We start from the raw sequence: 21,104 nt of genomic DNA on the forward strand, positions 1-21,104 counted from the left end.
TCGAGCAGCGAGGAGATATGGGACACCGGTCGTGTCCCATATCTCCCCCTTGCCAGGTCCTCACGAATTTACAATAATTTGTTTTATATCAAATACTTAATCTAAAGCGCGCAAGCAGCCAGGCTACTGCCGCGATGGAATTATCCGGACGGTGCACTTTTACCGGCAAAGGCTTCGACAAGATTCGGCACGGTCGGGCACGTGGGCGATACACCGATGTCGGGGAGGAGGATCGAGGGCGTTCCCGCAGCGTCGTCGATGCGCAGGAGGAAATAGCCGGTGCCGGCCAGGCCCAGCATCAATGTAGGTGAGGTCGTCTCGCCGGAATCGACTCCAGCCGGCCAGGACCGTGGATCCGTGCCGAAGCGCTCGATGCCGGCCATCGCAACCGCTGCTGCAAGGTCTCCCGTCTCAAAGGATGCACCGGCCTGAATTAGCGCCTCAACATTGCCGGCCAGCCCATGACAGAGTGAATAATTGCCGAGGCCTTGGTCGAGGCTCGCACGGAGATCTGCGGCGGTTGTCGCAATCGCGATGCGGGCCTGTTCGCGCAGCTGGTCGTTTGCGGTCAGTTCCCACAAGCGCAGCCGCGTCAGCGCGATCCCGGGTGCCCCGTGACACCATGAGAGGCTGAGGGAGCGGCGGCCCGCACTGTCGCAGCTGTCGGGCGAAAGGTCGGGCCAGTTGCCGGCGTCGGCATCGAACCAATGTTGTTCGTGCGCGACGGCATTGGCGGCCGCCTGAGCAAATCGTTTTTCTCCCGTCGCGCGCGCGAGTTCGGCGAACGCCCAGGCAATGCCCGCGGCGCCATGCGAAAGGCCACACAGGCCGATCGGTTCCTTCGGCGTTGGCCAATGCCATCCCGAGGGCGATCGATGCGCGTCGGCGATCAGCGCATCGCCGAGTTGGGATGCCCAGGCAAGCAGTCGATCATCCGCGAGCCGTTGTGCGAGGATCAGCGCGCCGGCGATCCCGCCCGAGAGTCCCGCCATCAAATCGCCGCCGGAAAATCCGGCGATGGCGCTCGTCTCGATCGACTTGGCCAGCCGTGCCGATGCCGCTGTGAAGTCGGCCCGGCCGAGCCACTCGCCCGCCATCGCGGCGGCGACCGCAATGCCCAGACGACCCGTGTAAAGCGCGCTCCGGCCTTCCATTCCTGGTGTGTCCGCCTCGGCAAGGGCATGGGCTAGCGTGCCGGCGGCCGTTCGTGCGATCACGCGATCGCCGGTCAGTGCCGCCAGCCGGGCCAGGAAAAGCGCGATGCCCGCGGTACCGGTGTAGAGGTCGCCGCCACAGGTGCGGTGAACGATCTGCCAGCCCGAAGCGATCGGATCCACATCGTCGGTGGTGAAGGTACAGCGGCCGTTCCACCACAAGGCATCGGCGCAGAGCAGATTGCCGATGCGCAGCGCCGCTTCGATCCGTTGGGCGACGTCATTCGCCATCGGAGAAGCTCAGCCGCCGCAGCCCGAACGAGTCCGCATCGCTCGCCGAGAGATGGGGCATGGCGAGGTCGATGCCAAGCTTGGCAAAGCTGTCGAACACTGCTGCACGGCGGCCTTCGACGCCGTTACGTTTTTCCTTGTGCGCGGTGATGAGTCCATGGGCAACGGCGCGCATGCGATGGCTGCCGAAGCTATCGTTTCCGGGCGGTTCCTCGGCAAATCCAAGACCCGGTGCCAGTCGATGGGTCAGCATCGGCACGGGCGGTCGCAAATGCGGCGCCAGCGCGGGCATCAGCGACAGGAGAATATAATGGACGAGCTGGGCGTGCCGCGCCCCGACATACAGGACGCACGGATCGCGCCGCTCGAATCCGGCTGGGCTGTTGGCGCATTTGCACGCAAACGGAACGGCACGCGTGGTGAATTCGCCGGTCAGCATGCCGATCACGGTGGGTGCGGCAATCGCATCCATGTTCAGATAATACCGCACCGAACGCATGCCGGCGAAATCATCCTCCAGTTCACCCCCGAACGCGTAATAGAAGCTCTCTTGCAGCACTCTTGCTTCCCGCCTGACGCGGATCTCGACCGGGGTTCCCCGCACCACAGTGGCTGGCGCCGTCGCTGACAGGAATTCGCCGGGATTTGCGCGCCGCGTCCGATATCTCTTCTCTACAATGGCGCCGCCGCTCGCCAGCGTTTCGACGACGGTCCAGCCCCTATCCCACCGGTCAACGCTCAAATTCGCCGCCGACAAGCCGGCAACAAAAATTTGCTGCTCCGCCACGCCATCGTTGCTGCAGGACGCGCCCGCATGAAAAGTGGCATAGAGCCGCCGGTGCAACATGCTCATCAGTGGATCGGGATCGAAGAACTCGTCCCTGGACGATGGCGGGGGGGCGCCGCGTGGTATCGACTCGCTCGCCGGCGAGGGTGAAGCAGGTCGGTGACACGATCCGGACCGTGTCGAGGATGGGTTGCAGATCGTCGAGCCAGCGCGGCCGGCTCGCGCCCTGAGCGGTTGCGTTCACGCCGCCAGCCCGAGCAGCGAGCCGGCCACGGCTTCCGGACCGGCGAGCATGTTCGCGGTGAACTGCAGCGCGAGGATCATGTGCGCGCTCACCAACGCGTCGTCGCTCGTCGCTTCGAACGCGGTCTGTACGATCCGTGCCGCGGCATAGGCCACCGCGCTCGACAGCAATGTCGCGGTTGCGCGTCGGTCCAGGTCCAGGCGACTGGCATAGGCGTTCCAGAATCCGCGCGCTGCCTGTTGCAGCGCCGACAGTGGAATTTCGGCACTCGCCGCAATCGACGCAGCGGTGTCCCCCGATCTGGGCCGGGTCGAGCGGATCCAGGCGACTATATAGGATTGCAGGATGCCTCCGACGTCCCACGCCACATCGCCCGTTCCGGCCATTTCCCAATCGATCAAGGTCACGGTCGTGTCGCCCGACGCTCCCTCATTCGTCACCAGGCAATTATCCCATTTCATGTCTCCATGGATGATGCCGTTGACGCGCCAGCCGGGCTCAAGCGCGCGCAGCCGATCGATCAGATCGGGGTGATCCTGGACGATCGAGATGACCCTGGCCTGCGCCGCGCTCTGGCTGGGCGTGACATGAGGATCGAGCCGGTCCGGTCTCAGGATCCAGGGGCGGTGCTTTGCGAGCGATGCGTTGGGTGGCCCGAAACGAAGCGTCTTGCCGAACTCGATATGGCATGTGGCCAGAGCATGACCGACCGCTTTGGCGGCCGGAAGCGAGAGCGTGCCAGTTCGCCTATGTTGTGCGCGCAGCGTCTCTGCCGGTTCGACAAGACCGATGACGAGGATCTGATGCTCCGAATCAAAGCTCTGGAAAGGCGGAAGCAAGGCCTCCAGCCGGTCGTTGGCCGCCGCAAGCGCATAAATATGCGCTTCGCTCTCCAGGGTGGAGCCACCGCTCCAATGTCCCTCATCCGGGCGATGCTGCTTGACGAAGAAGCCTGGCCCGCGCGCGTCGGAAACGGCGAATGCGCGGTTGCGTGACTCTCGCGAGACGATTTGAATGTCGCCGTTCACGATGCGGTCCAGGCCGAGATGATCGGCCTGGACCAGATAGTGGAGCACATTCTGTCGGGTCAGGATCACTATTTGGCGATCATGCCTGATGCCATATTGTCCTGCCGCATGTGATGCTCAGACGCTGAGAAGATCAAGTGCATCGTGACGATGCCCGGTGGGTGCTTCGTCGCCGGGTCTGCAGCAGGGATTGCGCGTCGGCTTGCAGGTTTTCGTCTGGGTTCCTTGGGGAGCATCGACGGCGCTTTCGCTGGTAACCCGAACGTCGAACGCTGCGCCCGCGAATTCGCTCGCGAAAATCGTTCCCCCAGCAGGGCATCAATGGAGCTGGGCGAGGTGTTTGCGCCATGTGCGAGCATTTTTTCCGTTTTCATCGCTTCTTCCTTCGTTTGAGTGAAAGATTTCGTCGGCTCATCAAGATTATCGAATTACGCGGGATGCGCTGCAGACTGTCATGGTCCCCCCAAGGACAGCGCGATTTGGATGCTCACGGTCAATCGCGGATATCCACGACGACCGATGAGTGACACAGGCGAAATTGCAACGACATCCCGCTCCCCCAAGTAGAGTTTCCACCGGTTAAACACCGGGATCGGCCGAATAACCTTCGGCTCTATTGATACTATCAATGATCAGCATAATAATCAGTGATAATACAAGGTAAATGCACAACACATCTCTATCATCCAATGGATACATCGAGTTCATTGGGAATGGTAGATGCCGTTTTTTACAAAAAAACGAGTCGGACAATGGAGTCTTCTGGCATGATTGGGGAAGTTATTGCCAAAATGGATGTAAAATCCAACCAGGTTTATATCGAATTTACTGCTCTGGTGATTCTCGCGATTGATTAGCGAGGGGCGACGCCAGAACGGCGACGCGGTTCTTCACGCTGATGCTGTCGGCATCTGGGTTGGCCAGTGACATCGCATCGATGAGTGGGACGACGATCGCGCGGGCGCGGGGCGCTACATGAGATAGCGCCATGGCTGAAACATAGGGCGAAGCGGACTGTCCGCTATCGGGTGTATGAGTCGCTGCGATGCCGCCTGCGGCCGGCGCCTTTCACGGCCGGACGTCAGCGCGTTTGGTAATGGAGCAGCGTGATGCGGAGTCGGCCCGGTGCAAAGGGCCGAACTATGACCTGGTCGAGCTCAGCAGATTGTCGCGCAACCGGGCGACGCTCTCCTGGACCTTAGTGAAATCGTCCCCCAGGCCGGTTGCATCGATCAGCCCGGACGCGTTGCCTTCGACCTGTTGCTGCAACTCGCGGCCCGCAGGTGTCACACTGACGCGGACCTGGCGTTCGTCGGCCGGATCGCGTCGGCGGTCGACCAGGCCCAGCTGCTCCAGCTTCTTGAGGATCGGGGTCAGCGTGTTGGATTCCAGAAACAGCTTATCGCCCAGGTCGCCGACTCTCTGGCCGTCCTCCTCGCCCAGTGCGACCAGCGTCACATATTGGGTGTAGGTCAGGCCCAGCTCGTCGAGGATCGGCCGGTAGGCGCGTCCAAAGGCAAGATTGGCTGAATATACCGCAAAACAGAGGAATTCGCCCAGCTTGGCGGACTCTTGTGGGTTTCTGTTGCGCGCCATTGGTCCTGCTCCAGCAATAATATTGCTCGTCATCTAAAGCGTATCCGATTGAATCGGAAGGGCTCGGACGGCACCCATTGCTGGGCGCCGTCCGTTCGGTCGGTTGAAGTCAGGCGAAGGCCGGCTCAAGCACATTCACTTCGACTTCGATGTTGCCGCGGGTTGCCTTCGAATAGGGGCAGATCTCGTGTGCGAGATCGACCAGTTCCCGGGCCAGTTCGATGTCGATGCCCGGAACGGTGACGTCGAGTCTGGCGCGCAGGAAGAATTCGGTGCCTTCCATCAACAGATCGATCTTCGCGTCGACCGTCGGGGCCTCAGGCAGCTTGATCTTCTTCTGGGCAGCGGCAACCCCGATCGCGCCCATGAAGCAGCCCGACCAGGCGGCACCGAAGAAGTTTTCTGCTGCGGGGTGCGGGTCAGCCAGCTGCAGGTCGAGGAAGCCGTCGGCGCTGCGGGTATAGCCGTTGGGGCCACCGACATTGTGAGTGGTTCCGGAATAGATGGTCTTGGCGGTCATGTTCATTTCCTTCTCATGTTAAAAATCGTGCCCGATTAAAGCGGGTGCGATCTAAATATGCGAGTCGCGGGTGAGAGTCAAGTGCGATCTAATCGCATGCGATATAATTATGCTCAAGCGACATCCGCAGTCCTGTCATTCTGAGAGCGGTCAGCCCCTGTACGGACCACCTTGGCCGGAGAGCGAACTCAGGCACGAGCAGGGGATGGCAGGGTTTTCGAGTTTGAGGGCGCTGAGCGCTGGGGCCGGGGAGGGAGGTCGCTGAACACTGGGAATTTGAAGCGCGCCTCGACGCTTGCGACCGTGCAGATGTGAAAGGTGAGCGCGTTGCGATACTATTTCAAATATCCTGCCGACGTTTGGGCTACGTCCATGGCATCGCATCGATGAGGCGTATTCGCGACGATCGCTCCAATCGCGCGCAACCTTATCGGGCCGAGCGGAGTCCTAGTTCCACAGGACAACCACAGCATTGTAGGTCATGTGCAGCAATATTGCCGGTGCCAATCGCCCCGATCGCTTGAACAATATGCAATTTGCAGCGCCAAGCATTGCCACTGGCATCCATGATATCGTCGGGTGATAAATCGCAAAGAACGCCGCGGCCGCGACAACTGCCCTCCATCCGCCCCATTGCCGGTCGAGCGTCCTGAAGACCAATCCGCGAAACAGATATTCCTCGGCGAAGGGGGCAAACGCAATCGCCATAACCGCATAGGCGGCGCCCATACCCGGAACGCTCTGCATCTGCTGTTCAGAGACGTGGATCATCTCCGCGACCGAAGGAATGAGCTGGATCGCCATCAGATAGGCATGTGCGAGCAGCGCCAGCAGAATTCCCCCACCAGCGCCGATAAAAAGCCAGCGAATCTGATGGCGATCAGCCGCAAGATAGCGACGCGCCCAAGATTCCTTTGCGTCGGGATCGGGCTCGTCTTCGCGCCAGCACCAAATCCGTGCCGGAGAAACTCCGCGTCCGGAAAGGAAGCTGGATACGCCGACCGATACGCACAGCGCACACACCGCATAGCCGATACCTTGCGCCAGTCCCAGACTATCCTTGCCGCCAATGACATATACGAGCCCGGTGACCAGCGCTGCACATTCGATCAATATGCTGATCGAGACCATGGCATGCATGAGCGTTGGCGGTTCGGGCAGCTGCTCCGACCAGGGATCGTAGAGATAGGGAAGCCGGGCACGCAGATCCTCCCACATCGCCGCTGCCGTTATCCATGAATAAACAATGCCGACGATCGCCAGATTCCACTGCTGAGTGCAGATGCCGATGGCGAAGGTGAGCATCCCGAGCTGCGCTGCCCAGCGGCGCCCTGAAGAGATCTTCGTCGCCTCGCCGGATTCGGAAACGACAGTGACCAGGGTGACGGACTTTTCCGCCATGCTGCGTGCGAAGAAGAACCAGCCGACCGCGACCAGCGCAACCTTCCACGCGTCAAGCGGGAACAGCCAGCAAGCGGCCAGCAGCACCGCTGCCACCAATGCCGAAGAAATCAGTGACCACAGCCAAGCCTTTGCCTTCAGCACGCTCTCCAGGCCGCGCGGCCATGTCAGCGCGATCCATAGCGCCGAACCCTCGGACACCAGCGACTTTGGCCCGAGCACCCACAGGAAATAGGTACCGAAAAGGATCGCCGCACCGCTCAGGTAATTCCAGGAATCCCGCGCGTGCTCCAGGATGAGTCGGAAGTTGAAGAGCTGGAAACCGGCGACGGTAATCGGGATCAATATTGCCTGCACGATCGCGCTGCGATCGCGAACGAACCAGAGATATTCTTTCCTGAAGAGCGGTTCGCGGCCGAAGCTGGCCTTGCGCTTCCGGCGGCGCGGAAGCGTGTCGGAGGCAAAGGCGCCCGCCAGTCCATTTCGCACCGACCTGGCACTGAAGATTACCGCCGCAGCAATCATCACCGCGCTGGCCGCCCAGCAGAAAAGCAATCCTCTCAGCAAAGAGAATGCGCCGTTCTCACCAAGACCCAGGAACAGCCCCAGCAAGGGCCAGGGCGCAATCGCCGCCTGATCGATCCAGTGGGCAAATGCCGGGATGATGTGTGGAATTACCGCCACACCTATAAAGGTGGCGACCATGGACGCGTAGCCGAACCAGCTCAGCATCCCGATCACGGCGCCGCGATTCCTCGGCGCTAGTCGCAGGATGGCCCCGATTTCCAGCGCCTTGCCGACACAGGCAGCAGCCACGGTCACGGGAATCCCGATCAAAAAGGTAGCGGCAATTCCGGTGAGCGGATCATGCGACGCCCCGTAGAGAATTCCGACGAAAACCGGTGCGGCCCAGTAAGAGGGGTTCGCGAAAAGAGGTGAGAGCATTTCCGCAAAGAACACTGCGCCGGCGCCGACCGGGTGGCTCAATAGCCACTCCCACATCGGATGCCGTCGGCGTTGCAGATCCAGTTCCAGCCCATCGCCCTGGCAGATCAGCATCGCCAGCCACCACAGCAACAGGATCGAGCCGAGCACCGCCGCGGCGTGACCCGAACTGGCGAGCCCCGGCATCCCACGCTCTCGATCTGCGCGCGAGATCAGATTTCGACTGCCCGAGGTGGCGACCGTATAGCGAAGCTGTCGTTCGATCCTCGCTGCATCGCCGCCGGATCGCTCGGCAATATCCTTCGCTTCCTCATAGCAAGCTGTCCTGAACGCATCCTTGCCTTGCAGCGAAGCGTCGGGCGCCTTCTCCACGTCCTGCACTTGTTCGAGGAACCAGCTGCGGACGACGAGCTTGCCCTGGTGCTCGGCCTCGAGTTGCTGGCCAGCCCTTACGGTGGCGATGACGGCGAAGGCTGCGGCACCGTGGAGAAATGCCATCATGCCGATGGCGGCAATCGTGGCGAGCTTCCCCCAGTCGATCGCACCCTCGCCACTGCGATTGTTCAGCAACTGCTGCTGCCGCTCCCGGCGCCCTTTCGAACGTCGCCGCGATGCGATTAACAGCAGGCCGACAGTCCTCCAAAACCCGATTGCGGACGCGCTCGTCATGCCTGTTGCGGTCTCGCCGTCAATTTCAAGAACAGCGATTCCAGGCTGGCTTCCCCGTAGCGTTCCTGCAACTCTGCCAGCGGTCCCTGTGCAATCACCGCGCCATCGTTGATGATCACGGCATGCGAACAGAGCCGGGTCACGTGATCCATCAGATGAGTCGAGAACAATATCGTCGTCCCGCTGCCGGCGGCTTCCTGGATCAACTCATAAAATAGGTGCGTCGATTCGACATCAAGCCCATTCGTCGGCTCGTCCAGCACCAGCAAGCGCGGCCCATGCAACATGGCCAGCAGTAAACCCAGCTTCTTCTTCATGCCGCGGGAGAAATCCTCGGCGTAGTTGTCGAGATCGTCGGCCAGCCGAAGCCGCCGTGCCAGTGCCTCAGCCCACTCCATCGTCGAATCGATATCGAGCCCATGCATCCCGGCGCTCAATTCCAGCAATTCGCGCGCCGACAGGTAAGAATAAAATACCGGTTCGTCAGGCAAGAAGCCGATCAGGCGCTTTGTCGCGACACGGTCTTCGAAGGCATCGAGCCCGGCAACCTGAAGAACGCCCGATGTCGCCTTGAGGATTCCCATCAAAAGGCGAAATAGAGTTGTTTTTCCGGCGCCGTTCGGCCCCAACAACCCGCAAATCTGACCAGCGGGGATTTCGAACGAGATACCGTTTAGCGCGAGTTTATCGCCAAAGGTCTTTGTAGCCTCATCAATAAAGACAAGTAACTTGTCATCCGGCATATAGGCTCTTTCGTACAAAGCAGCTAAGTCACATCCCCATGGCAGGCGGTCAATCCAGCGATTGCGACGACGCCAGCGTGCGTCCGCCAGCGGGTTGCCAGCAGTCATTCCGACGCCCGGTTAGCGGATATCTGCTTCCACAATTCTACCACCGAAAGTTTCCTGACGGCTAACGGCCAATTCCGGCGATCAAATTCACTTGCGGATGAGCTCAAGGCAGCTGCCAATCGCGAGCGACTCGATACCATATGTCCGAAATTGGCGTTCTCGGTCGGCAGATGAGAGCAACGCATCTCAACGTCAATAATGCTGAAAATCAATACCTTACCAAGTGGGCTGCGCGTGCGATTTTGGCGCGGCATTGCCCATGGTCAGAATAAAATACAGCGATATCAGCTTCTTGTGGTGCGGACGGCGGGACTCGAACCCGCACTCCGAAGAGGGAGATTTTAAGTCTCCTGCGTCTACCGATTTCGCCACGTCCGCGACCGACGCCGTGGTGGCGCGGACGAAGTACTCCGTCAACTCTTCAAAACCGACCGCTCACACGTTGAGACGTGCGCGCATTTCCTTGCCGGGCTTGAAATAGGGCACGCGCTTGGCGACCACGTCGACGGTTTCGCCGGTGCGTGGGTTGCGGCCGGTGCGCGCGTCGCGAGCGCGGGTGGAGAAAGCGCCGAAGCCGCGGAGCTCGACCCGGCCATCAGCGGCAAGGCGGCGCGAAATCTCATCGAAGAAGGTGCTGACGATCGCCTCGATGTCGCGCAACGCGAGATCGGGATTGTCCTGGGCCAGCATGTCGACAAGCTCGGATCGGATCATGGCGTGTTCATTCCCCTCTCGATCGCGGACCGCGCCGCAAAAGGCAGCGCGCGACGGACCCGGATCAATCATCCCCGGAGGGACGTCTGCGAAACGATATACTGATCTGTGTCAAACCGATAGGACCGATACGACACTAACACTCAAAACGGGTAGGGCGGGAGGCGAAAAATCGCGCTCCCGCCCGCGCCGATATCTTACTTCTTGTTCTCGCCGCTCTGCGCCTTGAGCGCCGCGCCGAGAATGTCGCCCAGCGACGCGCCCGGAGTCGGACGAGCCATACTGCGCCACGGCCTGCTTCTCTTCGGAGATCTGCATCGCCTTGATCGAGAAGGTCGGCTTCTTCGAACGATCGAAGCCGGTGACCATCGCGTCGAACTTCTGCGCGACCTGGAAACGCTCCGGACGCTGCTCGTCACGATCGCGGCCGAGATCGGTGCGCTTGATGAAGCCGGTCGCGCCATCGTCGCCGACCTGAACTTCAAGGCCCGCATCGCGGACTTCGAGCACGGTGACGGTGACGATCGCGTTCTTGTTGAGGCCGCCCGAACCGCCGCCGCTCGCAGCGGCAGCGCCGCCGGTCGCGCCGACCGCGGGTGCGCCGCGCTCGAGCTGCTTCATGCCGAGCGAGATACGCTCCTTCTCGGCGTCGATGTCGAGCACGACGGCCTGGACCGTCTCGCCCTTGCGGTGCAGGTTGAGGGCGTCCTCACCCGACACGCCCCAGGCGATGTCCGACATGTGGACCATGCCGTCGACATCGTTGTCGAGGCCGATGAACAGGCCGAATTCGGTCGCGTTCTTGACTTCGCCTTCGACGGTCGAACCGATCGGGTGCGCCTCGGCAAAGGCTTCCCAAGGATTGGCCTGAGCCTGCTTGAGGCCGAGCGAGATGCGGCGCTTCTCGGGATCGACCTCGAGCACGATGACATCGACTTCCTGCGAGGTCGAAACGATCTTGCCCGGATGGACGTTCTTCTTGGTCCAGCTCATTTCCGACACGTGAACCAGGCCTTCGATGCCCGCTTCCAGTTCGACGAATGCGCCGTACTCGGTGATGTTGGTCACGCGGCCCGACAGCTTGGCGCCGACCGGATACTTGACCATCGCGCCTTCCCACGGATCGCTCTCGAGCTGCTTCATGCCGAGCGAGATGCGCTGCGTGTCCTTGTTGATGCGGATGATCTGCACCTTCACGGTGTCGCCGATGTTCAGCACTTCGCTCGGGTGACCGACGCGCTTGTAGCTGAGGTCGGTGACGTGCAGCAGGCCGTCAATGCCGCCGAGATCAACGAACGCACCATAATCGGTGATGTTCTTGACCACGCCGTCGATGATCTGGCCTTCCGCGAGGCTCAGGATCAGGCCCGAACGCTGTTCTGCGCGAGTCTCTTCGAGGATTGCGCGGCGCGACACGACGATGTTGCCGCGCTTGCGGTCCATCTTCAGGATCTGGAACGGCTGCGGGATGTCCATCAGCGGGGTCACGTCGCGGACCGGGCGGATATCGACCTGCGAACCGGGCAGGAACGCCACGGCGCCGTTCAGGTCGACGGTGAAGCCACCCTTGACGCGGCCGAAGATCGTGCCCTCGACGCGTGCGGTCTTGGCGAATTCGGTTTCCAGCTTGTCCCAGGCGGCTTCGCGGCGTGCGCGGTCGCGCGACAGCATCGCTTCGCCATGGACGTTCTCGACGCGGTCGACATAGACTTCGACTTCGTCACCGATCTTCAGATCGGCCTTCTGGCCCGGCGCTGCGAATTCGCGCAGCGGCACGCGGCCTTCCGACTTCAGGCCGACGTCGATGACGGCGAGGTCGTTTTCAATTCCGGTAACGGTGCCCTTGACGACGCGGCCTTCGAAGCTGTCGGCGGCGCCGAGCGTTTCTTCGAGCATGGCGGCGAAATCGTCGCGGGTTGGATGTGCCTGAGTGGCCATAAGATATGGTCGTCCTAGTTCAGTTTCCGGCCAGCCGGTTGTTTCCGGCGGTCTTGGCCAAAACGCCGCGACAGCCGAATACCGGCGCGGCATCCGTTCGGGCGGGCACAGGAGGATCTAGACGCGTTGAAATGCGAAAAGGGCGCGAGAGCATGACTCCGCGCCTTACCTCCGTGAGCATCGCTCGCCGGACGGACGCGCACATAGCGCCACAAGGGCAGATTGGCAAGATCGCGCAGGAGAGCACACGGTGGGGCGCCCCGGGGGATCGGCGGGGCGTCCGGCAAGTCTTCAGTCGTGCCCGAGTCAGCCCCCAGTGAGCCCCGAGTCAGCTATGCGCTGCGTTTTCCGCTTTCAGGCTGACCTGGCGTTCGACCAGTTCGATTGCGCGCTTGATCGCAGCTTCAATCGACAGGAAGCTGGTGTCGAGCAGAGCCGCGTCATTGGCCGGTACCATTGGCGCTGCGGCGCGCATCGAATCGCGCAGGTCGCGGGCGCGGATATCGGCCAGGACCCGGTCAATGCTGACCGAGGAGCCGCGCTCGCGCAATTCGACATGACGCCGCCGGGCGCGGATCGTCGGCGTGGCGCGAACGAACAGCTTGGCGCTGGCATCTGGCGCGATCACCGTGCCGATGTCGCGACCGTCGAGCACCGCCCCCCGGACTGGCGGGCAAATCGCCGCTGCCGATGCAGCAGCGCGGCGCGGACCAGCGGGTGGACGGAGACGATCGAGGCAAGCTTGCCGACCTCGTCCGAGCGCAGCACGTCGTCGTCGAGCAGATGATCGTCGAAATCGCACGCGGCGACCGCATCGGCCTCTTTCTCGGGGTCAAGCTCGAGGCGACGGACATTCTCGCCGACTGCACGGTAGAGCAGGCCGGTATCGAGATAAGGCAGGCGATAATGCTTCGCCAGCGCACGGGCGATGGTGCCCTTGCCCGATGCGGCGGGGCCGTCGACGGCAATGATCAATGGTCTGGTCACAGCGCCTGCTTTCTTAATTCGTCAAGCGTCTGGAAGAACATAGGATAGCTTGTTGCGACTGGCGAGACATCATCGATGGTCACGCTGCGCGTCGAGACCAGGCCGGCCACGGTCATGCTCATCGCGATGCGGTGATCGAGCAGCGAGGCGATCGTGCCGCCGCCGGGAAGCGGCGCGCCGCCGCTTCCCTGGATCGCCAGGCCGTCCTCGAATTCCTCGGTCTCCACGCCGATCGCGCCGAGTGCAGCAGCCATGGCGGCGATGCGATCCGATTCCTTGACGCGAAGCTCATGCGCGCCGCGCGCCACGGTGCGCCCGGTCGCGCAGGCGGCGGCGACGAACAGCACAGGATATTCGTCGATCATGCTCGGCGCGAGATCGGCGGGCACCTCGATCGCGCTCAGCGCAGCGTGGCGGACGCGCAGGTCGGCGACCGGCTCGCCCCCCACGGTGCGGGCGTTTTCTTCGGTGATGTCGGCGCCCATCAGGCGCAGTGCCGTGAAAATGCCGGCGCGAGTCGGGTTCAGCCCGACATTGGCGACCACTATGTCCGATCCCGGCACGATCGACGCCGCCACCACCCAGAAAGCGGCGGAGGAGGGGTCGCCGGGGACCACGATCTGCTGTGGCTTGAGTTCGGCCTCGCCGGCCAGCGAGATGATCCGGCCCTCGGTCGTTTCCTCGACGGTCAGGTCGGCGCCGAACCCGGCCAGCATTCGTTCGCTATGGTCGCGCGTCGCGACCGGCTCGATCACCCGCGTGATGCCCGGCGTGTTGAGCCCCGCGAGCAGGATCGCCGACTTCACCTGCGCCGAGGCGACGGGGAGCGTGTAGCGGATCGGCACTGCCGGGTTCATGCCCCGCACCATCAGCGGCAGGCGTCCGCCGGGGCTGGCGGTGATGTCCGCGCCCATTGTCGACAGCGGCTCGATCACGCGCGCCATCGGCCGTGCCGACAGCGAGGCGTCGCCGGTGAAGGTGACGGTGATGCCATGGCTGGAGACCAGACCCATCAACAGCCGGGTCGACGTACCCGAATTACCCATGTCGAGCGCCTGTTCGGGCTGCAGCAGTCCGCCGACACCGACGCCGTTTACCGTCCAGATGCCGTCATCGCCACGTACGATATCCGCGCCCATCGCGCGCATCGCGGCGGCGGTGGCGAGCACATCCTCGCCCTCGAGCAGCCCCTCGATGCGGCTTTCGCCGACCGCCAGCGCCGACAGCATCAGCGCGCGATGGCTGATCGACTTGTCGCCGGGCACGGTGAGTCGGCCGGCGAGCGGGCCGGTGTGAGCGATTTCGAGCGGGCGGGGGCTTGCATGCGACATTAGGGCGGCGCTTTGACAGTGCGCTTGCGCTATGGCAAGGCGCGCCCCACTTTGCGGGCTACCCTCGAAAGAGGAACCTCAAACCCAGCTTACCCTCGCAAGAGGGCTGCATTCAAAATAGTCTTGAAAGGTCTAGTCGGCACATGATCAAGCCGGAATGGGGCACGAAGCGATCGTGTCCGAAATGCGCCACCCGTTTCTACGACCTCGGCAACGAGGATCCGGTCACCTGCATCGAATGCGGTTCGACCTGGAATCCAGAGCCGATTCTGAAGTCGAAGCAGCCATTGCCGTTCGACGCGCCCAAGCCTGAACTCATCAAGAAGGACGACGATCTCGCCGGCGACGACGAGGATCTGGACACCGGTGAAGACGAAGAGCCCTCGCCGGACGATGAAGTCGATCTCGGCGGCGACGACGATCTTGGCGTCGAGACGCCGGTCGACGAAGACGAGCATTGATCCAACCGACGAAGTCGGATCTCTAAAACCAACCGACGAAGTCGGATCTCTAAAACCAACCGACGAAGTCGGATCTCTAAAACCAACCGACGAAGTCGGATCTCTAAAATATGTCTGCCGGCCCGGAAATTTCCGGGTCGGCATGAAATTTTGATGTGGCATGGGTGATTCACCCGCTTGCCAACAAAGCGTCGCCCGTTTAGGGGCGACGTTCCCAGGGCCCAAGGGCCTGAACGGATGGGGCCGTAGCTCAGCTGGGAGAGCGCTGCGATGGCATTGCAGAGGTCTGGGGTTCGATCCCCCACGGCTCCACCATTCCTTTCATAGCAATCGATATTGCTTAGCTGTCGGTTTGGCGTTGGAGTTTCCCCGCCAGTCGGCCACCTCCTCCGGGCCTGTCTTTTTTGCGTCTGCCAGCGATTGAATCCTGGTTTTCGAACGTGCTTTCAACGGGCTGCACGCGGGGCCGTCACACGGCGTGACGGCTTGCGGTCCAATCTCGTCCCTAACCCGGAATATGGGCAACGCAGTCGGTTCGGATTGATCCGTCGAGACCGTCTGCTCCGCCTGTTCGATTCGTCACCTTCAGGCACATCAAAATAAATCGTACGCGATTTGATCGCATGTATTGACAAGCTGTCGCGGCTTATCTAGTTAGATCGCATCCGATATAAACGGATGCGATCTATATGCCGGATTGCGTCGATCATGACGCCAATCCGAGGCGATGCCCGACTCGATTTTTTGCCATCCAATCAGGAGAATGAACGATGAATTCCTCCAATAAACCCATAGCCAGGCGGCTGTTTGCGGCTTCGGCGCTGATCGGCGCAGTGGCCATCTTCACACCCTTTGCCGGGGCCCAGGATTTGCCGGTCAACGCGGCGCCGGCGGCCGCAGCGGCTCGCGACACGTCGATCCGGCCGTTCCAGTTTCATGCGACGGATGAACAACTCGCCGATTTGCGCCGGCGCGTGCTCGCCACCAAATGGCCGAGTCGTGAACTGGTGGGAGACGCGACGCAGGGCGTCCAGCTCGCGACGATGCAGAAGCTCGCACAGCATTGGGCGACCGATTACGACTGGCGCAGGGCCGAAGCGAAGCTCAATGCCCTGCCGCAGTTCGTGACCAATATCGACGGGGTGGATATCCACTTCATCCATGTCCGGTCGAAGAACAAGCATGCGCTGCCGATCCTCATCACCCATGGCTGGCCGGGATCGATCATCGAGCAGCTCAAGATCATCGATCCGCTGACCAACCCGGCCGCCCATGGCGGCAAGGACTCCGATGCGTTCGATGTGATCATTCCGTCACTGCCCGGCTATGGCTTCTCGGGAAAGCCGACTGAGCTCGGCTGGGATCCGGCGCGGGTTGCGCGCGCCTGGACCGAGCTGATGAAGCGGCTCGGCTATACGCGCTACGTCGCGCAGGGTGGCGACTGGGGGGATGCGGTGACCGAGCAGATGGCGGTCCAGGCCGCACCGGGTCTGCTTGGCATCCACACCAATATGCCGGGCGCCGTCCCGGTCGAAATCGACAAGGCGCTGGCGGCGGGGCAGGCGGCCCCGGCAGGTCTCTCAGCGGATGAGAAGCACGCCTATGAGCAGCTCGATTTCTTTTACAAGCACGGCCTGTCCTATGCCCAGGAAATGACCAATCGACCGCAGACGCTCTACGGGATCGAGGATTCCCCGATCGGTCTTGCGTCATGGATGCTCGATCATGATGCGCGCAGTTATGAACTGATCGCGCGGGTCTTCGACGGCAAGAATGAGGGCCTGACGCGGGACGATGTGCTCGACAATATCACGCTCTACTGGCTGACCAGCACCGCGGTGTCCTCTGCCCGTCTCTACTGGGAAAACAAGTTCGCCTTCTTCGCGCCGAAGGGGATCAAAATTCCGGTCGCGGTCAGCGCATTTCCGGATGAATTGTACCAGGCGCCCAAATCCTGGGTCGATCAGGCATTCCCGAACCTGCTCTATTACAACAAGCAGGCAAAGGGCGGGCATTTCGCCGCCTGGGAGCAGCCTGATGCGCTGACAAGGGATCTTCGGCTGGCCTTCAGGCCGTTGCGTTGACCTGACGCACGCGGACGGCCCGAAAAATGGCCGTCCGCCTTTCCACTCATCGTCCGCGCCGCTAGGATTTGGGAAAGTCGGCGGAGGCAGACGTGGCGGATATCGATCGACGGGCCGTATTGACGATGCTGACAGCCGCGGGCCTGATCGGCCCCGGCGCAGCGCTGGCCGCCGCGCCTCGCATGTTCAAGGCAAAGATCCTGCTGGAGAATAATCGCGTGGTGATCGCGGTGGAGATGAACGGCAAGGGGCCGTATATTTTCATGATCGACACCGGCACGTATGTCAGCCTGATCCGCCCCGACCTCGCCAAAGAGCTGAAGCTGCCGGTTCAGGGCCATGAACAAACGCGCGGCGTCGGCGGGAAGCAGGATGGCTTCGCGATCCACCTCGCCAAGGATTTCATCATCGGCGGTACGATCCGCCAGCCCGCGGTCGCGCTCGAGGCGTCGTTCGACTTCGGCTATCAGCAAGACATATACGGCGCGCTGGCGGCGGGGGTTCTCACCACCGTCGATACCGATCTTGATCTCGATGCCGGCGAACTGCGGATCTATCCCGATGGGCGTGGCGAGCGTTCCGGCTATGTCGCGCTCGATTCGGAAATCCCGCGGATCGAATCGACGCAGCGCGGATCGCGCAAGATTGCGGCGGCGCTGACGCTGGATGGGCGTCCGATCCGGTGCATGCTGGATACCGGCTCACCCGCCCATCTGCTGCTCAACCGAACGGCGTCGCGGCGATTGGAGCTGTGGGACGACAATCGCCCATATGCCCCGAACCGTCCGCAGGGAATCGGCCGTGCCGGCCCGGTCGCGCGGACCATCCGGGCGGGGTCGCTGATCATGGGGGATTCGCGCGAGGATCGGCCGCTGATCTCGCTGCTGGGCAATGATATCGGCGACGATTTCGACGGAATCGTCGGGATGTCGTTCCTTCGCCGCTTCAATATGTCGATCGATACGCGCGGGCGAAAATTATGGGTCCAGCCGAGCCATCAGAAGCCTGCTCCGGAACGTTATGGGTTGAGCGGCTTGTGGCTCGACCAGGAAGGCGAGCGGATCGAGGTCGAGGCCGTCGGCACGGGAAGCCCGGCGGCGGCGGCCGGGATCGTGGCGGGCGACCGGATCGTCGACATGTCATGGCGCGACGCGCTTGCCGCGATCACCGGGCCGCCGGGACGGACCGTGCGGCTGAAGGTGGAACGCGGCACCACGCGCCGCGAGGTCGAATTCGCGCTGAAGCTCTTTCTGTGAGGCGAATGGGCAGGTATCGTTCCGCCAGCCCTGGCCTCACACCATCACCGCCAGCAGATCGTCGAGCGCCACGCTGGCAAAGGTGGTGAAGCTGTCCGCGACGCCGTACGGCAGCAGCAATCGCCGGTCATGCACCAGGCCGCCGCAGCTATAGACGACATTGGGCACATAGCCGTCGCGCTCCTTCGGACTCGGATGGACCAAAGGCAGCTTCATGCGCTTGATCACTTTCGACGGATCGTCCCGGTCGAGCAGGCACGCACCGATGCAGTAATTGCGCACCGTGCCGACACCGTGCGTGAGCAGCAGCCAGCCTTCCTCGATCTCGATCGGCGAGCCGCAATTTCCCATCTGGACGAATTCCCAGAACCATTTCGGCGTGACGATCTTCTCGCCACCGTCCCAGGTGTAGAGATCGTCGGAATACATCAGCCAGATATTCTCATTGTCCTGCCGGCTGAGCATCGCATAACGCCCGCCGATCCGGCGCGGGAACAACGCCATGCCCTTGGCCGCGGCCGCCGCGCCGTGCAGCGGACGCATTTCGAAGCTGCGGAAATCATGCGCGCGCAGCAGCTCGGATCGCGCCACCGACCCGCTGAACGCGGTATAGGTGCCGAGATACTGGACGCTCCCGTCATCCTCGACGAAGCGTACCATGCGCAGGTCCTCGATCCCCTGGTGCTGGCTCGGCGTGACCGGGAACAGGACGGTTTCCGATGGATCCTGGCTGCCCGGAAAAACCACCCGGGTGACTGCATCATCGCCTTCGCCATCGACCGAATCGATCTGCGGCGACACCACGGTGACGCTCGGCGGATCGACCGTCACATAGCCATTCTCGGCCCAGGTGCCGCAGCGAAAGGTGACTGACGACACATGCCCCTCGCCAATTCCGCGCAGCGACATGGCGAAGCGGATCGTGCCCTCGGCCAGGTTCGACTGGTCGGGGTGCATGAGGATGCACGGGTTGAACAAGGCGGCGGATTCGAACGAATATTCCTCGCTGAAATAGGCGCCGATCAGCAGCGATCGATCGCGGTCGAGATGCTCCTCTTCCTCCGTCAGTGCTTCCACCTCGGTGAAACGGCGGAGCAGAGTCGCTTCGACATCGCGGTGCCGCTCGGACAGTGAGGTGACGACCCGGTCGAGTTCGGTGCGCAACTCATCGTCGTCGAGCGACATCACGCGGGCGATGATCCGCTCCGCGCGCGGGTGGCCTTTGACGACGAAAGGGCCGGGATCCTCGAGCGAGAAGGGCCGGATTACGGTGCGCGCAGGGTCGGGCCGCAGGATCAGGGCCGAATGCGTCATGATGTCGGTTCCGGCCATTGGCGATCCTTTGTTGCGCTGCAGTGCCGGTTCTACTCCGCTGAGGGGTTTTGGTTGCCCGCTAAATGGCGCGCGACATCGTTACCTGCATCGGCCGGCGCGGACGCAGCACGGCTGGGCGCCGGAACGGTCGAATCGAGCGGTGCGCTATTCGCCGGGTGCTTCACCCGGCGAGTCGTCCGGCGGGCCACCCGGTATGGGGCGCCGGTTCGACGGCTTCTCGGTAGTGATCGTCAGATCATAGCGGATGCGCACCCATGCGCCGATCACCGGACGGCCGTTGATCCTGGGCGGCCTGACCCGGAACTGCCATGCGGCCTGGCGCATCGCCCGCGCCAGGCCCGAGCCGGGCGGCGATTCGCCGAGCACACGGCAGTTTTCGACGCGGTAATCCGGGATCGTCTTGCACGCGATCAGCCCCCAGCCGGTCTGATGGGCACTGGCCGGCAGATAACCGTTTATCTCGGCCGAGGTCGGCTCGCGATACCATTCGGCGTTGTAGAGCGTCTCGCCGCCGGGGCCTTCGCCAGGACCATAGATGCCTTTGCTGTCCTTGCCGGACGACTGGCCGTCACCGCTGCCAGGATGTCTGGGCAGCTTGGAAAGATCGGCGGCCTCGAACATCTCCTTGCCGCCGATCAGGAACGGCATTTCGGGTTGCGGCGGCTTTGGCGAATGGGCCTCCGCCGGCGGCGTCGGGCGCGGCGGCGGCGCGCCGCCGGTCGGACGCTTGGCTTTGGCGACGACGGGTGTGGGTGGGGCGGGCTTGGGCTCGGGGAGCAGCCGGAAGGCGTTGGGCCGATGCGGCTTCTCCGGCGGGGGCGGCGCCTCGGGAGCGAGCTTCACCAGCACGATCACGACCAGGATATGGGCAATCAGCGCAAGCCCCAGGCCGGTAGCCCGACGCCTGTCCGACGAGGATTGGTAAGACGCCGGATACATCGCCGGATCGCCTAGACCTCGCGGCAACGCGCCGCAACCGCCATGTGCGATCGTCCCGAATTAAGACTTTGGTAACCATAAGTTGCGCTGGTCGAAATCGTAAACGCGGCGTTAACTGTTGGTCATGCGAAGCCAGTTTGCCTCCGGTGCTCCAGCGCCCCGCCACCCCTTCCGGCAGACCCTGGCGCCTGCCCGGAACACGGAGCGCCTGCGCAATGAAGACGGCGATCTGAAGCTCTTCGTGCTGAGCTTCACCGCCTTTTTCATCTGCATCTACAGCTTCATTTTCTAGCGCAAACCCGGTTCGGGCCGGTCCACCTGCTCTGTTAGCCGTGACCCGGTCGAGGGGCAGAGGCTGGCAATCGATGCGGAGGAACGGGGTAATTTTTGATCTGAGCTACCCAGTCATCCCCGCTTTCGCGGGGATGACGAATGACGTCTATTCAAGGAAATTCTAGTTAAATATCTGATATAATTGAATTATATTACTTGCCTTGAGATGGCGGGAAGGGAGATATGCGACATTTCGGTGTCCCATATCTCAACGCTCTCGCCAGGGCGGCCGCCCGAAAT

Annotated in this window: 16 protein-coding genes, 2 tRNA genes and 2 pseudogenes; 5 read left to right on the top strand and 15 right to left on the bottom strand. The window is 62.3% G+C overall.

Features of this window, described 5'->3' with window-relative positions; translation table 11 throughout:
• Positions 1–140 precede the first annotated feature (140 nt).
• The 13 genes and pseudogenes from H3Z74_RS03755 to aroA all read right to left on the bottom strand — a co-directional run bounded on the left by H3Z74_RS03755 (position 141) and on the right by aroA (position 14,456).
• Complete coding sequence (locus H3Z74_RS03755) at positions 141–1,445, bottom strand: lanthionine synthetase LanC family protein (RefSeq protein ID WP_187762662.1); 1,305 nt, start codon at positions 1,443–1,445, stop codon at positions 141–143.
• Positions 1,435–2,298 carry a T3SS effector HopA1 family protein gene (locus H3Z74_RS03760; protein ID WP_187762663.1) on the bottom strand — a complete coding sequence of 288 codons (864 nt, stop codon included), beginning with the start codon at positions 2,296–2,298 and terminating at the stop codon, positions 1,435–1,437. Before H3Z74_RS03760 ends, H3Z74_RS03755 begins: the two co-directional genes overlap by 11 nt.
• Before the next feature lie 174 nt (positions 2,299–2,472).
• Positions 2,473–3,573: an aminoglycoside phosphotransferase family protein gene (locus tag H3Z74_RS03765; RefSeq protein ID WP_187762664.1), complete on the bottom strand. Its 1,101-nt coding sequence runs from the start codon at positions 3,571–3,573 to the stop codon at positions 2,473–2,475.
• The gene (locus tag H3Z74_RS03770) at positions 3,573–3,878 is read right to left on the bottom strand and encodes a hypothetical protein (protein ID WP_187762665.1); all 306 of its coding nucleotides are present in this window, start codon (positions 3,876–3,878) and stop codon (positions 3,573–3,575) included. The genes H3Z74_RS03765 and H3Z74_RS03770 overlap by 1 nt, the downstream gene beginning before the upstream one ends.
• Before the next feature lie 766 nt (positions 3,879–4,644).
• Positions 4,645–5,100, bottom strand: a complete 456-nt coding sequence (locus tag H3Z74_RS03775; RefSeq protein WP_187762666.1) for a MarR family winged helix-turn-helix transcriptional regulator — start codon at positions 5,098–5,100, stop codon at positions 4,645–4,647.
• A 109-nt stretch (positions 5,101–5,209) separates the two neighbouring features.
• Positions 5,210–5,620 carry an Ohr family peroxiredoxin gene (locus tag H3Z74_RS03780; protein ID WP_187762667.1) on the bottom strand — a complete coding sequence of 137 codons (411 nt, stop codon included), beginning with the start codon at positions 5,618–5,620 and terminating at the stop codon, positions 5,210–5,212.
• A 447-nt stretch (positions 5,621–6,067) separates the two neighbouring features.
• Positions 6,068–8,536, bottom strand: a complete 2,469-nt coding sequence (locus tag H3Z74_RS03785) for a CPBP family intramembrane glutamic endopeptidase (RefSeq protein ID WP_187762668.1) — start codon at positions 8,534–8,536, stop codon at positions 6,068–6,070.
• A 95-nt stretch (positions 8,537–8,631) separates the two neighbouring features.
• Positions 8,632–9,486 carry an ABC transporter ATP-binding protein gene (locus H3Z74_RS03790; RefSeq protein ID WP_187762669.1) on the bottom strand — a complete coding sequence of 285 codons (855 nt, stop codon included), beginning with the start codon at positions 9,484–9,486 and terminating at the stop codon, positions 8,632–8,634.
• A gap of 295 nt (positions 9,487–9,781) precedes the next feature.
• Positions 9,782–9,864: transfer RNA gene (locus H3Z74_RS03795), tRNA-Leu, on the bottom strand.
• A gap of 57 nt (positions 9,865–9,921) precedes the next feature.
• On the bottom strand, positions 9,922–10,200 hold the full coding sequence (locus H3Z74_RS03800; protein WP_187762670.1) for an integration host factor subunit beta: 279 nt from the start codon (positions 10,198–10,200) through the stop codon (positions 9,922–9,924).
• 197 nt (positions 10,201–10,397) lie between these two features.
• Positions 10,398–12,138 (bottom strand): annotated as a pseudogene (rpsA, locus tag H3Z74_RS03805) (30S ribosomal protein S1).
• Positions 12,139–12,466: 328 nt separating this feature from the next.
• Positions 12,467–13,113 (bottom strand): annotated as a pseudogene (gene cmk / locus H3Z74_RS03810) ((d)CMP kinase).
• An 8-nt stretch (positions 13,114–13,121) separates the two neighbouring features.
• A complete protein-coding gene (gene aroA / locus H3Z74_RS03815; RefSeq protein WP_187762671.1) occupies positions 13,122–14,456 on the bottom strand; it encodes a 3-phosphoshikimate 1-carboxyvinyltransferase in 1,335 nt (444 codons plus the stop codon).
• A gap of 143 nt (positions 14,457–14,599) precedes the next feature.
• On the opposite strand from aroA, the gene H3Z74_RS03820 reads away from it, so the two are divergent.
• The 4 genes from H3Z74_RS03820 (at position 14,600) to H3Z74_RS03835 (ending at position 18,257) form a co-directional block, all read left to right on the top strand.
• Positions 14,600–14,917 carry an FYDLN acid domain-containing protein gene (locus H3Z74_RS03820; RefSeq protein WP_034159983.1) on the top strand — a complete coding sequence of 106 codons (318 nt, stop codon included), beginning with the start codon at positions 14,600–14,602 and terminating at the stop codon, positions 14,915–14,917.
• A 239-nt stretch (positions 14,918–15,156) separates the two neighbouring features.
• A tRNA-Ala gene (locus H3Z74_RS03825) sits at positions 15,157–15,232 on the top strand.
• A gap of 455 nt (positions 15,233–15,687) precedes the next feature.
• Complete coding sequence (locus H3Z74_RS03830) at positions 15,688–17,001, top strand: epoxide hydrolase family protein (protein ID WP_187762672.1); 1,314 nt, start codon at positions 15,688–15,690, stop codon at positions 16,999–17,001.
• A gap of 92 nt (positions 17,002–17,093) precedes the next feature.
• On the top strand, positions 17,094–18,257 hold the full coding sequence (locus tag H3Z74_RS03835) for an aspartyl protease family protein (RefSeq protein ID WP_229726863.1): 1,164 nt from the start codon (positions 17,094–17,096) through the stop codon (positions 18,255–18,257).
• A 36-nt stretch (positions 18,258–18,293) separates the two neighbouring features.
• Here the strand turns inward: H3Z74_RS03835 and H3Z74_RS03840 are convergent, their stop codons facing one another.
• Both H3Z74_RS03840 and H3Z74_RS03845 read right to left on the bottom strand, forming a co-directional pair.
• A complete protein-coding gene (locus tag H3Z74_RS03840) occupies positions 18,294–19,589 on the bottom strand; it encodes a glycoside hydrolase family 130 protein (protein ID WP_187762674.1) in 1,296 nt (431 codons plus the stop codon).
• Positions 19,590–19,736: 147 nt separating this feature from the next.
• Complete coding sequence (locus H3Z74_RS03845; RefSeq protein ID WP_229726864.1) at positions 19,737–20,531, bottom strand: energy transducer TonB; 795 nt, start codon at positions 20,529–20,531, stop codon at positions 19,737–19,739.
• A gap of 124 nt (positions 20,532–20,655) precedes the next feature.
• Here H3Z74_RS03845 and H3Z74_RS03850 point away from each other — a divergent pair, with 124 nt between their 5' ends.
• Positions 20,656–20,823, top strand: coding sequence for a hypothetical protein (locus H3Z74_RS03850; RefSeq protein ID WP_187762675.1), 168 nt, complete (start codon positions 20,656–20,658; stop codon positions 20,821–20,823).
• The last annotated feature ends 281 nt before the right edge of the window (positions 20,824–21,104 follow it).

The sequence above is a fragment of the Sphingomonas alpina genome (assembly GCF_014490665.1).
Lineage (GTDB): Bacteria > Pseudomonadota > Alphaproteobacteria > Sphingomonadales > Sphingomonadaceae > Sphingomonas > Sphingomonas alpina.

Excerpts from the sequence above, each read along its gene's own strand:
- H3Z74_RS03800 (WP_187762670.1), bottom strand. The coding sequence starts at position 10,200 with ATGATCCGATCCGAGCTTGTCGACATGCTGGCCCAGGACAATCCCGAT.
- H3Z74_RS03760 (WP_187762663.1), bottom strand. The coding sequence starts at position 2,298 with ATGAGCATGTTGCACCGGCGGCTCTATGCCACTTTTCATGCGGGCGCG.
- H3Z74_RS03775 (WP_187762666.1), bottom strand. The coding sequence starts at position 5,100 with ATGGCGCGCAACAGAAACCCACAAGAGTCCGCCAAGCTGGGCGAATTC.
- H3Z74_RS03780 (WP_187762667.1), bottom strand. The coding sequence starts at position 5,620 with ATGACCGCCAAGACCATCTATTCCGGAACCACTCACAATGTCGGTGGC.
- H3Z74_RS03770 (WP_187762665.1), bottom strand. The coding sequence starts at position 3,878 with ATGAAAACGGAAAAAATGCTCGCACATGGCGCAAACACCTCGCCCAGC.
- H3Z74_RS03790 (WP_187762669.1), bottom strand. The coding sequence starts at position 9,486 with ATGACTGCTGGCAACCCGCTGGCGGACGCACGCTGGCGTCGTCGCAAT.
- H3Z74_RS03755 (WP_187762662.1), bottom strand. The coding sequence starts at position 1,445 with ATGGCGAATGACGTCGCCCAACGGATCGAAGCGGCGCTGCGCATCGGC.
- aroA (WP_187762671.1), bottom strand. The coding sequence starts at position 14,456 with ATGTCGCATGCAAGCCCCCGCCCGCTCGAAATCGCTCACACCGGCCCG.
- H3Z74_RS03840 (WP_187762674.1), bottom strand. The coding sequence starts at position 19,589 with ATGGCCGGAACCGACATCATGACGCATTCGGCCCTGATCCTGCGGCCC.
- H3Z74_RS03830 (WP_187762672.1), top strand. The coding sequence starts at position 15,688 with ATGAATTCCTCCAATAAACCCATAGCCAGGCGGCTGTTTGCGGCTTCG.
- H3Z74_RS03850 (WP_187762675.1), top strand. The coding sequence starts at position 20,656 with ATGCGAAGCCAGTTTGCCTCCGGTGCTCCAGCGCCCCGCCACCCCTTC.
- H3Z74_RS03820 (WP_034159983.1), top strand. The coding sequence starts at position 14,600 with ATGATCAAGCCGGAATGGGGCACGAAGCGATCGTGTCCGAAATGCGCC.
- H3Z74_RS03845 (WP_229726864.1), bottom strand. The coding sequence starts at position 20,531 with ATGTATCCGGCGTCTTACCAATCCTCGTCGGACAGGCGTCGGGCTACC.